This window comes from Rhizobium changzhiense, assembly GCF_013087625.1.
GTDB classification, from domain to species: Bacteria; Pseudomonadota; Alphaproteobacteria; order Rhizobiales; family Rhizobiaceae; genus Rhizobium; species Rhizobium sophorae.
This window is the reverse complement of sequence record NZ_JABFCQ010000003.1, coordinates 649190-664442: the sequence shown is the minus strand read 5'-3', so window position 1 is coordinate 664442 and position 15253 is coordinate 649190. Positions and strand designations below refer to the sequence as shown.

Annotated in this window: 15 protein-coding genes and 1 pseudogene; all 16 read right to left on the bottom strand. The window is 60.9% G+C overall.

What is annotated here, in order from left to right; all coding sequences use genetic code 11:
* Positions 1-146 precede the first annotated feature (146 nt).
* Positions 147-395 (bottom strand): annotated as a pseudogene (locus G9X68_RS31975) (YciI family protein); the annotation flags it as partial.
* A 17-nt stretch (positions 396-412) separates the two neighbouring features.
* Positions 413-1354, bottom strand: coding sequence for an ABC transporter permease (locus G9X68_RS18200; RefSeq protein ID WP_171603567.1), 942 nt, complete (start codon positions 1352-1354; stop codon positions 413-415).
* A gap of 29 nt (positions 1355-1383) precedes the next feature.
* Entirely contained in the window at positions 1384-2895 is a 1512-nt protein-coding gene (locus tag G9X68_RS18195; protein WP_171603566.1) for a sugar ABC transporter ATP-binding protein, read from the bottom strand.
* Between the two features lie 54 nt (positions 2896-2949).
* Positions 2950-4122 carry a sugar ABC transporter substrate-binding protein gene (locus G9X68_RS18190; RefSeq protein ID WP_171603565.1) on the bottom strand — a complete coding sequence of 391 codons (1173 nt, stop codon included), beginning with the start codon at positions 4120-4122 and terminating at the stop codon, positions 2950-2952.
* 394 nt (positions 4123-4516) lie between these two features.
* The gene (locus tag G9X68_RS18185) at positions 4517-5581 is read right to left on the bottom strand and encodes a maleylacetate reductase (RefSeq protein WP_171603564.1); all 1065 of its coding nucleotides are present in this window, start codon (positions 5579-5581) and stop codon (positions 4517-4519) included.
* 9 nt (positions 5582-5590) lie between these two features.
* Entirely contained in the window at positions 5591-6472 is an 882-nt protein-coding gene (locus G9X68_RS18180; protein WP_244956190.1) for an intradiol ring-cleavage dioxygenase, read from the bottom strand.
* 17 nt (positions 6473-6489) lie between these two features.
* Entirely contained in the window at positions 6490-7548 is a 1059-nt protein-coding gene (locus G9X68_RS18175) for an SDR family oxidoreductase (protein ID WP_171603563.1), read from the bottom strand.
* 4 nt (positions 7549-7552) lie between these two features.
* Entirely contained in the window at positions 7553-8536 is a 984-nt protein-coding gene (locus G9X68_RS18170; protein ID WP_171603562.1) for a zinc-dependent alcohol dehydrogenase, read from the bottom strand.
* A gap of 10 nt (positions 8537-8546) precedes the next feature.
* On the bottom strand, positions 8547-9560 hold the full coding sequence (locus G9X68_RS18165; protein WP_171603561.1) for a Gfo/Idh/MocA family protein: 1014 nt from the start codon (positions 9558-9560) through the stop codon (positions 8547-8549).
* Positions 9557-9841 (bottom strand): YciI family protein, encoded by a 285-nt coding sequence (locus tag G9X68_RS18160; protein ID WP_171603560.1) that lies wholly within the window; start codon positions 9839-9841, stop codon positions 9557-9559. Before G9X68_RS18160 ends, G9X68_RS18165 begins: the two co-directional genes overlap by 4 nt.
* A 12-nt stretch (positions 9842-9853) precedes the next feature.
* On the bottom strand, positions 9854-10621 hold the full coding sequence (locus tag G9X68_RS18155; protein WP_171603559.1) for an SDR family NAD(P)-dependent oxidoreductase: 768 nt from the start codon (positions 10619-10621) through the stop codon (positions 9854-9856).
* A gap of 3 nt (positions 10622-10624) precedes the next feature.
* A complete protein-coding gene (locus G9X68_RS18150) occupies positions 10625-11698 on the bottom strand; it encodes a 2,3-butanediol dehydrogenase (RefSeq protein WP_171603558.1) in 1074 nt (357 codons plus the stop codon).
* A gap of 16 nt (positions 11699-11714) precedes the next feature.
* Positions 11715-12482 (bottom strand): SDR family NAD(P)-dependent oxidoreductase, encoded by a 768-nt coding sequence (locus G9X68_RS18145; protein ID WP_171603557.1) that lies wholly within the window; start codon positions 12480-12482, stop codon positions 11715-11717.
* A gap of 15 nt (positions 12483-12497) precedes the next feature.
* Positions 12498-13286 (bottom strand): glucose 1-dehydrogenase, encoded by a 789-nt coding sequence (locus G9X68_RS18140; RefSeq protein ID WP_171603556.1) that lies wholly within the window; start codon positions 13284-13286, stop codon positions 12498-12500.
* Between the two features lie 18 nt (positions 13287-13304).
* The gene (locus G9X68_RS18135) at positions 13305-14285 is read right to left on the bottom strand and encodes an ABC transporter permease (RefSeq protein ID WP_240603892.1); all 981 of its coding nucleotides are present in this window, start codon (positions 14283-14285) and stop codon (positions 13305-13307) included.
* Entirely contained in the window at positions 14285-15250 is a 966-nt protein-coding gene (locus tag G9X68_RS18130) for an ABC transporter permease (protein WP_171603555.1), read from the bottom strand. Before G9X68_RS18130 ends, G9X68_RS18135 begins: the two co-directional genes overlap by 1 nt.
* Between the last annotated feature and the right edge of the window lie 3 nt (positions 15251-15253).

Sequence of the window (15253 nt, the reverse complement as noted above, 5' to 3'; positions counted from 1 at the left end):
AGGACATTTCGCACGACTTGAGCATCGATCCAGGTCCAGACAATCGATGGAGCGCTCCAGATGCCCTTAGTATGTCCGAGCCCGGCTGATCTTATTTCACTCAACTCGATGTAAAGTATCCTATCCGATGTCACCCGCCATTCGAGGACTTCTACCTGCCGATAAACACCGTGGACGACGAACGGATCCCGCGCACTGAATGTAGTAAGTTCGGCCAGATCCTCAACCTCCGCAACGATCAGGGCGCCGATCTGCGGTCCGTCTCCGTTGAAGAGCGGGCCTGATTGGCGGATTTTCAAGCCCGTGGAACGGAGGTGCAGCTTGTGATCCTCGAAGTATCGAGCGCGCACCTCCGCGTGCCCTTCGCTTGAATATGCAATTCGTGCTGCCAGCATTTGCCGCTCCATTGGTGCTATTTGACGATCTGATCGAGCCGGCCACGTTTTGTCGTGATCAGCACTGCAAGAATGACCACAGCGCCGCGAATGCCGATCTGGAAGAAGGGATCCACCTGCAGAAGCGTCATGCCGTTGGCCAGGATGACTATCGTCAGCACACCAAAGACGGTGCGCAACGGGCCGCCGACACCGCCCGTCAGCAACGTTCCGCCCAGGACAACTGCGGCAATGGTATCCAGGAGAAAGGGATCGCCCATGCCGGGCGATGCCGAAAATGTGCGGATGCCGAGCAAGATGCCAGCGAGCCCGGAAATGATACCAGCTACGACGAACACCGCAATCTTTAGACGTGTGGTCGATATGCCGGACATGCGGGTCGTCCGCTCGTTGTCGCCGATCGCGTACATATATTGCCCAAAGCGCGTATAGCGGGCCACGAACGCGCAGACCAGAAGGACCGCGATCGCCCAGAGGCCTATCTTCGGGAAGGATCCGAACACAACGCCGCCGGCCAGCGCGCTGGAGATCGGCGTCGTCCAGGGCAGTGGTCGGCCTCCGGAAATGATCAGGCCGATGCTCTGAAAGATGAAGAGCGAACCGAGCGTCACCAGAAAGCTCGGCAGTTTCAGCGTTGCATTGAGGAGGCCGTTGAATGCGCCGCACAGGCCGCCGACGATCAATCCCACCAGAATCCCCGCCTCGCCGATCACCGGCACCAGGGTGATTGCGCACACCGCCGACAGGGTCATGATCGCGCCGACGGAAAGATCGATGGAGCCGATGAGGATGACGAAGGTCACCCCCATGGAGGCGACCAGCAGGACCGAGGACTGGCGGATGATATTCCACACATTGGCCCAGGTGAAGAAGGCATCCTGCATGACGGAGAAGAACAGTACCAGTATGATGGCGGCAAGGAACGGCGTAAATCGCCCCAGAGTGGCAAGTTTGATCATTGTATTTCCTTTGGAATTTACGCCTGACGTCAGAACATCATCGCGATGACATCGTGTTCCTTCGGCTTTCTATCGGGAGGTGCCGGAACGCTGTTCGACAGAGAACCGTTCGACAGGAAGAACAGCGTGCTCGACAACTCGATCAGCTCCACCAGGTCATCCGAAATGAGCAGTACGGCGCATCCGGCTTCCGTCACGTCGCGAAGCAGACGGTAGATCTCCTCCTTGGCGCCGGCATCAACGCCACGTGTGGGATTGTCAACGACCAGCAGCCGTGGCTTTCTCGACAGCCATTTGGCGAGCACCACCTTCTGCTGGTTCCCACCACTCAGCGCGCCGACCAGCGTGGCATCGCCGGGAGCCTTGATCCGCAGCTCGTGCATCCGCTCCGACGCAAAGCGTGACGCCCTTGAGAACGACAGGACTCCCCAGCGCTCGAACTTGTCGAGCGACGGCAATATGATGTTGTCACGGATGGATCTACCCAGCATCACCCCGTCGAGATGGCGGTGCAGCGGCACATAGCCAATGCCGAGCTCGATGCGGGCAGAAGGGGCGAGATTGGTCACGTCACGTCCGAGAATCCTGATTGTGCCTCTGCTCGGCTCGACACCCAGGATCGCACGCCCAAGTTCGGTCTTGCCGGACTGGACCAGACCGCCGATGCCGACGATTTCTCCTTCCCGCACGGAAAGCGTGACGTCTCGAAAGTGCTTCGTCGTCAGCTGCGCCAGTTCTAGGACCGGCGCCCCGAAATCTCGCCTCTGCCGGTTCGTGGCGTAGAAATCCGTCAGTCGCTCGCGTCCCACCATGAGGCTATGAAGCTTCGCCTCGGTCGGCTCGGCGACATCGGCATCGACGACCTGTCCGTCCTTCAGGACGAGCACGTGATCGCAAAGATGCAATACCTCGTCCAGACGATGCGATATGAAGACGATGGAGGCGCGGAACCGCGTCTTCAGGACGCCGACCGTCCGGTAGAAAAGCTCGAGCTCGGAACCGGAAAGCGATGCCGTCGGCTCGTCGAGCAGCACGAGAGGGCGATCGATCTTCAGTATCTCGGACTGTGCGACGACACGGGCGATTTCCACCAACTGCCGGGCCCCGAAATTCAGCTCTCCGGTGATTTCCGATGCATCGAGATCGATGCCGAGTTCGCGCAATATGGTCTGCGCCCCCATCTGCATTTCCTTGAACTGCACAATGCCGAAGCGACAGAAATGCTCCTCGAGGCCGAAGAACAGGTTCTGGAATACCGGGTAGACCAGGATCAGGGCCTGCTCCTGATGAACCCGGAAGATGCCGGCGCCTGTCGCCTCGCCGGGCTGGTCGAAGACGACGTTCCGGCCGTGAAGGACAAGTTCCCCTTCGTCGGGCCGCTGAAGGCCGCACAAAATGTCCAGGAGAGTGCTCTTGCCGGCGCCGTTCTCACCGACGAGGCCCAGGCTCTCGCCATATTTCATGCGAAACGAAACATTTCGCAGGGCGGTCACGCCGGGATAGCGCTTGGTGATGGAACGGAGTTCGAGATGCTGCGCCATAAATTGATATCCAGTTCGCCGACAAGGGAGCGCGGGTCAGCGCTCCCCGGTGCCTCAGAATCCGAGGACCGTCTTCTTCGAGCGCGTCATACCGGCAACGTCGCTCAGCGGCCCCGGAACGAAGTGATCCCGGTACATCTTGTTGAGCTTGTCCGCATTGCCGGCCTTGAGGGAGGCCTCGACACTTTCCGGCAGAGCCCAGCCGCTCGGCTTCAGAGACTGCATGGACTCGATCTGGCTCCAGAAATAGGACGGATCGATTACTTCCATGCCCCACTGGATCTTCCAGTTGTCGCCGTTGAGATGACGCGACATCGCCTTGAAGTCGAAATTGATCCGGCCGCTCTGGTCCATGGCACCGAGATACTTCTCAGCAGCTTCCGGCGAATCGAGGAAGATCGAGTCGAAATAGCGCATCTTCTCAAGCGGATCATAAGCGATCCCTTCAAGCGCGTCGTAGAGGGTCACGACCGAATATCCCGTCATGAAAGGAGCGTTGATCGAGACCGTGCCGAGCGCGCTCTTGTCTTCCCTGACGCGGTTGAGCATCTCGCGCGTCGCATCGATTCCTGCAGTGACGATGGAGCCACTCAGGCCCCGTTCGCGCAGCACATCGAGCACGGCGATGGCGGTATCGTCGTTGTAGGAGACGATCGCCGCGACGTCGGGATGGGCGGTCAGCAGATTTTCGACGACGGGCCGCGCCGCGACGCGGTTCTCACCACCCGGCTGCTCGGCGACCAGCTCGATCTTCGGATTGTTCTTCAGCGCCAGCTTGACGCCTGCCGCACGGGAATCGGCCGAGAAATTGCCTGGCAGACCGCCAACATAGAGGACCTTGCCCTCGTTGCCGATCTTGTCGAACAGGGCCTGCGCCATCGCCGCCGTTCCGCGAATATTATCGGGCTGGCTGTAAAGCAGATAGGAACCGGCATACGCCGGGTCGTCGGCGTCGAGCCGGGCGGCCGTGGAATGCGCATTGGCAAGCTTGATACCGACCTGACTGGCAGTCGCCGCAAGCGCCTTCATGACCTCGGCATTCTGCGCGAATGTCACAACGGCATTCACCCCGAGCGACGGCGCTTGCTCGATCTGGGAGATTTGCTTGTCGACGGAATCCTCGAAGGTCTGCGCGATGTATTTCAGGCCGAGTTGCTCGGTCGCGAGCTTGCAGCCCGCATCCCAGCCTTGCCAGTATTCATTGGCAAGAGTTGGGAACGTATTCAATATAGTTATAGAATCGCTGGAAGCCCTTGCAGTTTTTCTCATTATAAACGGCGCTGCAAGCGATGATGCTGCAGCAAGTGCGGAATATTTCAGCACAGATCGGCGGCTTAAGCCGCGAGTGTCGTGGCTAGGCATATTATCATCCTCCCATGATCGCTCTCCATCCGAGCGATTAATGCAGTTTCAATTTAAAAACTTGGCGTAGAATGGAAACGGCATATTTATCCATTTTGGATGTCTGTTCCGCCGTTCCGTTGTATTCGTGAGATCTCTCGCACGACAACGCCATGAGCTTGCGATGCAACCCCGATGAACTGCCGAGCGGAGTAGCTTCGGCTATCGTCGCATTCGTAACTCGGTCTCGGAGCCCAGGAGCATAAGGTTCCATCGAGGATCACCGGAATGCTGGCGCCTCGCCGCGATAGGCGCCGGCAAGCAGGCTGGTGAGGGCATCCTTTTCCAGCGGCCGCGGGTTCCAGTAAGGGTTTGCCATTGCTTGTTCGGCGGCTGCTTCGACACCGTCCTCGGGCATGCCGAGGGATTGCAGCGACATGGTCGCACCAAGCCCTGATGCGAGATCGTAGAGGCCGCCAGCGGCATCTTCCGAGCCGATCGCCCTGCTTATCCGCTTCATCGCATCCGGCGTCGCTGCGCTGTTATAGGCCACCGCGTGCGGCAGGACGGCGGTATGCATCGGCGCGTGCGGCAGGTTGAACATGCCACCCAATGTGTGGCAAAGCTTATGATGCAGCGCCATGCCGACGGAACCGAGGCAGACACCACACAACCACGCACCGTACAGAGCGTCGGCGCGGGCGCTTCTGTCCTGGGGATCGTTTCGAATGAGCGGCAGAGCGCGCGCAAGGGCTGCGATGCCCGCTTCCGCCATCATCGAGATGATCGGGTTGGCCTCCCGCGCATAAAGCGCTTCCACGGCATGGGCGACGGCATTCATGCCGCTCGTCACCGACAGCGAGACCGGCAGCGTCAGGGTCAGATCGACGTCATAGATAATCACTTCGGGAAGAATGCGCGGATCTGATTTCGTGACCTTGCGGCCATTCTCGGTTTCACCGAGGATCGGCGTCGCCTCCGATCCGGCATAGGTCGTGGGAACCACGATCTGCGGCAGATCGGTGCGGAAGGCTATCGCCTTGCCGAGGCCGGTCGTCGAGCCGCCGCCAATCGAAACCACGGCGTCGGCTTGCAGCCTTTCGACGACCTGCATTGCCTCGGCGGTGACTTCAACGGGGGTATGCATCGTCGCCTTCGGATAAAGTCCGGCAACGCGAGAGCCCAGATGCCGCGCAATATCGTCGGCTTGCGCGGCTTGTTCCGGCGTAGCGAGAACCAATGTGCGACGAGCGCCCAGCCTGTCGGCCTCTTCTGCAAGCCGAGAGATTGTTCCACTGCCAAAGATGACGCGACCGGGATTGGCGTTGTAGACGAAATTATCCAATTCGCCCTCCTATCGTGTCTGTGCTGACGCTACGAGCACGAAATCGAAATCCGAACGCCAGAGCGTGTTCCCATGCTCGACGCGCTCGAACCGTGCCACAAGCGTCTTTTTGACCCCGAAGACAGTGTCGGATTCAAGGTAGGGGTCGCCGCCGACGAAAGTGTGTGTCACCAGCTTTTGAAAGCCGTCGGCGCGGACCATGTAGTGCATGTGCGCCGGTCGGAACGGATGACGCCCAAGGGCCGCGAGCATCTTGCCGACCGGTCCGTCATCGGGAATCGGATAGGATACCGGTTTGATACCGACGAAGCTGTAGCGTCCGTCCGGCCCGGTGACGAAGACGCCGCGATTGTTCCATTTCGGTTGGAGATCTGGCTGCTGAACGTCGTAATAGCCTTCCGCATTGTCGGACCAGACATCGATGCGCGCTCCCTCGACGGGATTGCCGTCGAGATCGAGGACGCGCCCGATGAAGAGACAGCTTTCGCCCTTGCCATCTAGGCAGATCTGGTCGCCCATCTGGCGCACCGGGGCGCCTTCCACGTGAAAGGGTCCGAACACTGTGTTTTCAGTCGCCCCCTCCGGCCGCCTGTTGTTGACGGCGTCAACCAGCATCGAAAGGCCGAGCGTATCCGACAGTAGGATGAATTCCTGCCGCTCCCGCGTACAAATCTGGCCTGTTCGGGTCAGGAAATCGACACCGAATTCCCACTCCTCCTGGGTGAGTTCAATCTCACGCGCAAAATTATGGAGATGCTTGACGAGACAGGCCATCACTGCGCCAAGGCGCGGGTTGATATCCTTTCCCATTCTGGCGTTGACGGTCTCGACCGAGTTTTCTTCCGTGAAGTAGCCAGTCGAAGATATCGTTTTGCGCATGGTCTCGGTCATCAATTCCTCCTTCTGCTTCACGGGATGATCCGATCCGCCCGCAGGCGGTCGAAGGCATCGGTGAAGGATTGGGTCGTGTCCTGGTACTCCATGAAGCCGAGTTTCCGGCTCCGGCCCATGTCGTTGAAAGTCTCGACCTGCCGTCCGAGGTCGGCGTCCGAATGCCAGAACGACGCGACGCGCGAGAGCGCGTTGGGCTGGAGGCCGTACTTCCTGACCATCTCGTCCCAGATCGCCTCCGCATCCGCCATCTGGCTTTCGAGGGGATTGAGCACACCGGGATAGGCCGCTGCCTCGATATCGAAATAGGCGGCAATTCGCGGCCAGAGCCACTTCCAGCGAAAGACCTCGCCATTGACGACGTTGAAGGCCAGATTGGCAGCTGCCTTTGTCGTTGCGGCCCATTGCAGGTGTCTCGCAAGCAGGCGTGCATCGGTTACATCGGTCGCGGCTTGCCATTGTTGTGGTGAGCCGGGGAAAATGAAAGGCCGGCCGGTCTCCCTGCAGATCGATGCATAGACGGCGAGTGTCGCGGCCATGTTCATCGCATTGCCGACAGCATAGCCGATGAGTGTATGCGGCCGATGGATGGACCAAGTGAAGCCGTCGCGCGCCGCAGCGGCGAAGACCTCGTCTTCCTGTACATAATAGAAATTCTCGCCGGGAAGACGTTCCTGCTCCTCGCGGAACGGCGTTTCCGGCTGCGTCTTCGCATAGGATTCAAATGGCCCGAGATAGTGCTTGGTGCCGGTGGTCAGGGCAACATGCTCGACGCTGCCGCCTTGCAAACCGTCAAGCACGTTGCGGACGATCGCACCGTTCACCCTGCAATTTTCCACCTCCGTTTCCTGGCGTGACCAGGCGGTGATGAACACGTGGCTCGGCCTCAAGCCCACCAGCGCGCCACGGACCGAGTCCGGATCGACCAGATCGCATTTCAGCGTTTCGACACCGGCAATCGGGCTGACGGATCGGGAGAGGCCGGAAACGCTCCAGCCACCTTCGGCCAGCAGATGCTGCGCGAGGTTGCTTCCGGTAATGCCAGTGGCGCCGACGATCAGGGCGTGCTTGCTCATGTACTCAACCATTCAACAGGGTAATCTTGATGCTTTTCGTCGGATCCTGGCCGAAGGCAAAAGCCTGGACCGCGTCGGTCAGCGCAAAGTCATGCGTCTGGATCGGCGACAGGTCGAGACCTGTCTTTTCCAGGAAGCGTATGGCCGCCGGCCAGACGCCAGGAGATCCGATACAGCCGCGCACCGTCAGGTTCTTCATCTGGATCTGGCCGAGCTCGACAGGAACCTTCCGGCCGATATTGATGCCCACCATCGACATTCTCCCATCCTCGCGGGCGTAGTCGAAGGCTGCGGCCAGCGATGCGTCGTGGCCAGACGCCTCGACCACGAGGTCGGCACCCTTGCCGTCTGTCAGCTCCCGGATCTTCTCAGCCGCTCCTCCGTCGGAGGGATCGATGGCGACGTCGGCGCCGAGCCGTATTGCCACGTCACGGCGCGACGCCAGCGGATCGACAACGATCACTCGTGCACCCATGCCGATCGCAGCGGCCGCCGAGACCAACCCTATGGTTCCACCGCCTGACACCACGACCGTTTCACTCGCGTTCGTGCCGCCGGAGCGGAGCACGGCATAGAAGCCACAGGTGAAGGGCTCGATCAGCGCCGCCTTCTTGTCGTCAACCGCCTCCGGAAGCTTGTGAAGCCACTCGGGATTGACCGCGAAAAACTCGCGGTCGGCGCCGCTCATCGAGAAGCCGAAATGGTGCAGGCGCTCCGGCGTGCGCACGACGCATTCGCCGACAACGCGGTCCCCCTTGCGGTAGCCGGTAACATTGCGACCGACCTCGACGATCTCGCCGCTCCATTCGTGACCTGGTGTCACGGGGTAGGAAATCGGGATGATGTACCGGCCGGCAAGCAGCTCGTAGTCCGAATGGCAGATGCCGACGGCGCGCGTGCGGACAAGCACCTCATTCGGAGAAAGGTCCGGCATCGCGGTATCGACGATGACAGGTTTTTCCGGTGCCTCGAAAACGAGAGCCTTCATGGTGTCCTCCTCAAACCGTCTCGACGGCGCCGGTGCGCGCGGAGCGGACGATGGCCTCGAGCAATGCGATGTTGTTGATCATGTCCTCGCCGGTGATCGGATAATCGGCCTTGCCGCGGACGGCGCGCGCGAAGGCGCGAAGATTGTCGCGGACGGGCTCGGCCGGAGCGACCTCGCGCACCGTGATCGGCTTGTCCTTCCAGCCTTCCGTGACGATCCAGCCGTCCGGGGCCTCGACATGCGCCTTGTCGCGCACCTCGATCCAGCCGAGCGTCCCGTAGATGGCGAAACGGGAGACGAAGGGCGTCGCCAGCGTCGCCGATACATAGGCCGATCCGCCATTCACGAAACCTATATGGGCGCTCATCGTATCGCCCTGCGGGATCTTGGAAGCCAGGTTCTCGCAGATCACCCGGACGTCCCTTGCCGGGCCCATCAGCTTGACGGACAGATCCGTCAGATGAATGCCGGTCGCGGTCATCCCGCCTGCCGGCGCTTGATCGGCCTTGAGCCGCCAGTTCGACGGATCGAGGCCGAGGAACTTGTCGTGGCTGAAATTGGCTTCGATCTGCAGCAGTCTGCCGAGCTTCCCGGCAGCAGCGAACTGAAGGATCTCCGCGATCGGCGGCTCGAAGCGGCGTTCGTGACCCATGCCGAGAACCAGGCCGGCGTTCCGGCACAGGCCGACCGACTTTTCTGCACCCTGCCGGGTCAAGGCGAGTGGCTTTTCGCAGAAGACATGCTTGCCTGCGGCGACGACCTGCTCGATCTGTTGCTGGTGCAGCGAGTGCGGTGTCGCAAGAACGACGGCCTCGATCGTGTCGTCGGCCAGCGTTTCGGCGAGATCATGCGAAAACTGCAGCCCGAGTTCGGCCGCAAAGGCTTTGGCCTCCTGGCTTGGATCGACCGCGCGGACGAAATGCATTTCGGCGCCGCCGGCATTGACGAGGCTCGCCATCTTCTTGCCCCACCAGCCGAGGCCGACGATCGCGGCAATGACCGGCTTTTCTTCGACGATGGTCATCGATTATCCACCCGCTTGCTGAAGGGATGGATATTGACGGTCTTCCAGACGCCTGCTTTGGTGAACGGGTCTGCGCTGTTGAAGGCGACAACCTCTTCCTTGCCGTCGGCTTCGAGCAGGAACAGCGAGCCGATCATCGTTTCGTTGTCATCGGCGAGCAACGGACCTGAAATGACCGTTTTCGTCTTTGCACTCGACAGATAGGCTTTGTGCGCGTCGTAGTTCGCAAGGCGCTTGTCGACCGCGCCTTCGTGGTCGAGGCAATGAACGATGTAATGCATTGTCGTGTCCTTTCAGGCGATCGAGTAGCCGCCGTCGACCATCAACACATGGCCGGTGATACCGCTGGCAGCATCGGAGAGGAGGAAGGCGACGGCGGAGGCAATTTCCTCCGGCTTGATGAGCCGGCCCACAGGCGTGTCGTCCATCCATTGCTTCATTACGGCCGGCTGGGTGCGCCCGACCTCCGCCAGCATCACCGTATCGGTATAGCCGGGGCCGACAGCATTGACGCGAACGCCCGAGCGCGCCCATTCCGCCGCAAGAACCTTGCACATATGGGCGACACCGGCTTTTGATACGTCATAGCCGACATGCAATTCGGGACGAACGGCCTTGATGCCGGCAATCGAGGCCGTCATCACCACAGCCCCCTGCCCGCTGGCAATCATGGCGCGTCCGAAGGCCTGGACCGTCCAGAAAACACCGTCGAGATTGACGGACATGACCGTCCGCCAGTCGGCCTCGCTGTGCTCCAGCGCCGGCCGTTCGTAGGACATGCCCGCATTCGCGAAGATCCCGTCGAGCTTGCCGAATTTATCGGCGACGGTCGCAGCCGCCGCCTCCACCGAATCCTTGTCGGCGACGTTGAAGGTGATGCATTCGGCCTTGCCGCCTGCCGCGCGAACCGCATCGCGGGTCTTCTCGACCGAAGCGTCGCGATCGACGGCAATGACGGTCGCGCCGAGTGACGCGAGGTAGAGGCATGTGGCGCTGCCTATTCCACCTGCGGCCCCGGTGACCAGGATATTACGGCCGCTGATGTCCATGGGGTTTTTCATGGGTCAGGCCTTCATGTTGACGAGAATTTTCATATGCGAAGCCGCCGGATCGAGAAGTGCCTCGAAGCCCTTCTCGACGACGTCCTCGGGGCGGATCTGTGCGGTAACGATCTTCTCGACCGGGAAAATCCCGGAGCCGATCATTGCCGCAATTCGCGGCCAGATCTGTACCGGATAGCACCAGGTTGCCTCGACGGTAATGTCCTTGAGGGCCCAGAGCATGGCGTCGATCGCCGCCGGCTTGACGTGCAAGCCCACCTGAACGACTGTCCCCTGCCGCCGCACTGCCTTTGCGCACAGGTTGAGCGAGGCTTCGGCACCGACGCATTCGAGCGCCACATCGACGCCGACGCCTTCGTCGGTGTGTTCGCGGAAGAGCTTCTCGGTGTCTGTTTCGCGCGGATCGAAAACGATCGCCTCGGGGACCAGCTGCTTGGCGAGAGCCCGGCGGTTCGGATTGAGTTCCGAGACGAAAATGGTGGTCGCACCGGCCGCCTTGGTGGCGAGCAGGACGAGCGCACCGATCGGTCCGACGCCGGAGACGAGTACCGTGCTTCCAGCCTCCACGCCGCCGCGGTCGACGCCGTAGAGCGCGACGGCGGCAGGTTCGATCATCGCAGCCTGGACATCGGAAACGCTGTCGGGAACGGGGAATACATTGTAGCCGTTGACGACGGCGCGTTCGCCCATGCCGCCCCAATCCCAGGAGAGGCCGACGCAGGCCATCTTTTCGCTGAGATGAAAAAGACCGCGGCGACCGTAATAATCATCACGCGGGGAGATCAGCGGCTGGATCGAGACACGTGAACCGGGCGACACGTGCGTGACGTTCTTGCCCACCTCGATGACACGCGCGGAAAACTCGTGCCCGAGGATCTGCGGCAGCGTCGCGCCGGAATAGACATGCGGCGCCGCCGGGGTAACGATCGGGCCGGCGATATACTCGTGCAGATCCGTGCCGCAGATGCCGCAGACCAGCGGCTCGATGAGGACCATGTCGTCCCCCAGCGGCCCGCTCGGCGCCGGAACGTCCTCGACGCGAATGTCCTTCTTTGTGTAGTAGCGTACGGCCTTCATGGGTATGTCCTTCTGATTATTGCGCAGTGTAACCGCCGTCGCAGACAAGGCTGCTGCCGGTCACGAAACGAGCTTCGTCGGATGCTAGGAAAAGTACGCAGTTGGCGACGTCGACGGGCTCGCCAAGCGTGAGAGGATGCTTCGATTTCATCATGTCGAGGTAGTGATCGAGACCGCCCGGATAGGTCTCACCCGCCTTCATGAACAACGGCGTCTTGGTGGAACCGGGATGAACGGCATTGATCCGGATGCCGAAGGGTGCGTAACAGATGGCATCCGTCTTGGTCATTGCCAGCACCGCACCCTTCGTGGCGTGATAGGGCGGCAGGTCGTCGTTTCCGATCAGTGCGTAGATCGACGAGAAATTCACGATGGAACCTCCCTTTGCCGCCATCATCGGCTTGACCGCATGCTTGGTGCAGAGAAAAACGCCGCGCACATTGATGGCGAAGATCCGGTCCCATTCATCGACGGTCACGTCATGCGCGAGTTTGTTGACGCCGGTCACGGCGGCATTGTTGACCAGAATGTCAAGCTTCCCCCAGGCATTGACGACCTGCTCGATTGCCGGCGCCACCTCATCCTCTTTCGAGACGTCGACCTTGTAGAAGGCAGCATCTCCGCCTGCTTCCCGGATGGATTCCGCGACGCGTGCTCCCTGCTCCGCGACAACGTCGAAGATGGCGACTTTGGCGCCTTCCTCGGCAAACCGGTGGCAGGTTGCCTCACCGATCCCGGTGCTTCCACCGGTGACGATAGCGATCTTATTCCTCAAACGTGACATCGGCTATCCTCCCCCTCAGATCAGAACCATACCGCCATCGACCATGACGGTCTGGCCGGTAATGTAGTCCGAGGCATCGGACGCCAGGAACGTCGTAACGCCGGTGATATCCTTCGGCGCGGAAACACGTCCGAGCAGGATCGACTGCGAGAACTCGTTGATCGCCTGCTCCGGCTTGGACGTCAGACCGTACTCCATGAACTCCCGGTCGAGCTGCTCCCAAAGTTCGGTCGCGACCACGCCAGGACCGAAGCAGTTGACGGTGATCCGGTGCTCGGCAAGTGCTCGCGCTGCCGCCTGCGTAATGGCGACGACGGCGAATTTCGATGCGCAATAATGTGCAAAGAGCGGGTAGCCCTGCTTGCCGGCGATCGACGCGGTGTTGATGATCTTGCCGCCGCCGCCCTGGGCAATCATCTGCTTTGCAGCCTCCTGTGTGCCGATCAGCACACCCAGGCCGTTGATTTTCATGATCCTGTTGAAGTCATCTTCCGTGACGTCCAGGAACGGGCAGGTCTGGCTGATGCCGGCATTGTTGAACATGACGTCCAGACGGCCGTAGTGGCGAACCGTTTCCGCGATCAGCGTCTTGACGCTCGCACGCTCGGAGACGTCCACGCTGCTGGCGAACGCTTCGCCGCCGGCGTCCTTGATCCTGGCGGCAACGGCCACCGCAGCATCCCTATTGATATCCGCGATCACGACGCTTGCGCCATTTGCTGCCAGGTCCGCAGCAATGCCGGCGCCGATTCCGCGGCCGGAGCCGGTGACGATGACAACCTTCTTTACTTCCGACTGGCTCACGAAATTCTCCCTTTTGTTTCAGCGAACGGTGCGAACGTAAAGGCTCGCGGCGACGATGATCACGACGCCCTTGACGATGATCTGCAATTGAACCGGCATGCCGACCATCACGACGGCGTTCGACAACACCACAAGGATCGCGGCGCCGGCGAGTGCGCCCAGAACAGAACCCCGTCCACCGGAGAGCGCGACGCCGCCCATCACGGCAGCAACGATCGAGTCCAGTTCGAACCCCTTGCCGACGAAATTGTCGACGACGCCGACGAAGCCCGAAAGCGCGAGCCCAGCCACGGCCGCCAGGATGCCGCAGATGACGTAGCAGAGAATGATGATGCGATCGGCGGAGATGCCGACGAGGCGTGCAGCGATGGGATTGCCGCCCGTGATATAGACCCGCCGGCCGAAGGCGGCGCGATGCAAAAGGACTGCAAAGACCGCGGCGACCGTCAGCATGACAATCAGATTGTACGGAATGCCCCATACCGTGCCCGCGCCGAGCGCCCGGAAGACAGGCGGCACGTTGCCGGACGGGGCACCCTGCGTCCAGGCGAAGCGCAATCCCTGCAGGACGATCATGGTTGCGAGCGTAGCCAGAAAGGGCGACACATTGCGCTTCGTCACCAGGAGGCCATTGGCCAGTCCCGTTGCTGCTCCCATGAGCACGCAGGCCGCGACGATCATCGGCGCGTCGCCGTTCTGCCCGTTGAAACTCGTGGCAATGACCGCGGCCGTTGCCATCACCGAGGCGACGGACAGGTCGAGGCCGCGCACCAGGATCACAAAGGCCTGGCCGATGACCACGATCCCGAGCGGAGCAAGCTGCATCAGCATGTTGGAAACGTTGGCGCCGCTGATGAAGGCGGGGCTCGCTATCGTCGCTGCGGCGATCGCAAGAACGAGGAAAATGAAGATGCCGTACGACTTCGCGGCGGCAAGAAAAGTGAAGCTTGGAGCAGAGCGCGTCATAGCAACACCCTTGTTGGCATTGGCGACATTCATCACGCGACCCTCCGTTTTTCAACGTAGACAGATACCGCCGCGATAATCACCAGGCCTTGGGCGACCAGCTGGTAGTGCGTGGAGACATCGAGGAAATTGAGCAGATTGTTGAGCAGCGAGACCAGATAGACGCCCAGAAGCGTGCCCATGACGCCCCCTCGCCCACCCGCCAGCATGGTGCCGCCGACCACCACGGGCGTAATCGATGCAAGCGTGTAGTTTGCACCTGTATAGGGCTGCCCCACCCCGAAGCGGCTGACGAGATAGACGGCGGTCAAGGCGGCAAACAGTCCAGACAGCGTATAGACGCCGATAATCACGCCCGTCTTCGGCAGGCCCATCAGGACCGACGCGTGGGGATCGTCACCGACCGCGTAGACATAGCGCCCGCATCTGGTGTTGCGCAGCAGAAGTGCAGTGACGATAAACAGAAAGAGGACGAACGTGGCTCCGACCGACAGGCCGCCCGCAAGCCGCCCATAGGCAAAGTAATCGAAATTCAAAGGCACCTTGCCGATCGGGCCAAGGCCGTAGAGAAGCGCGATCCCCTGAAGTACCGCACCGGTCCCGAGAGTGACGATCAGCGGGTGCACGCCGGTCAGGACGATGACGCCACCGTTCACTGCGCCGATGACTGCGCCGAGCACGAGGACGCCAGCGACGACAGGAATGACCATGTTCGGGTCACCGTTGATCAGGCCCGAGGTCAGCATCGATGACAGGCTGATGATCGAGCCGACGGAAAGATCGATGCCACCGGTCAGCACCGTCAGAGTCTGGCCGAGGCTCACCAGGGCGAGCCCGGTCGATTGCTCGTAGATGTTGAGAATGTTGTTCGAGGTCGCAAAGCGATCGGAAACCGTCAGGCCTATCAGGAACAGCAGGACAAGCAGGCCGACGACGACGGCGAGGCCGGCGCGCGAACCGCTGAAAAATCGGGATGTGGTGGAAGCGATGGCGCTCATGAC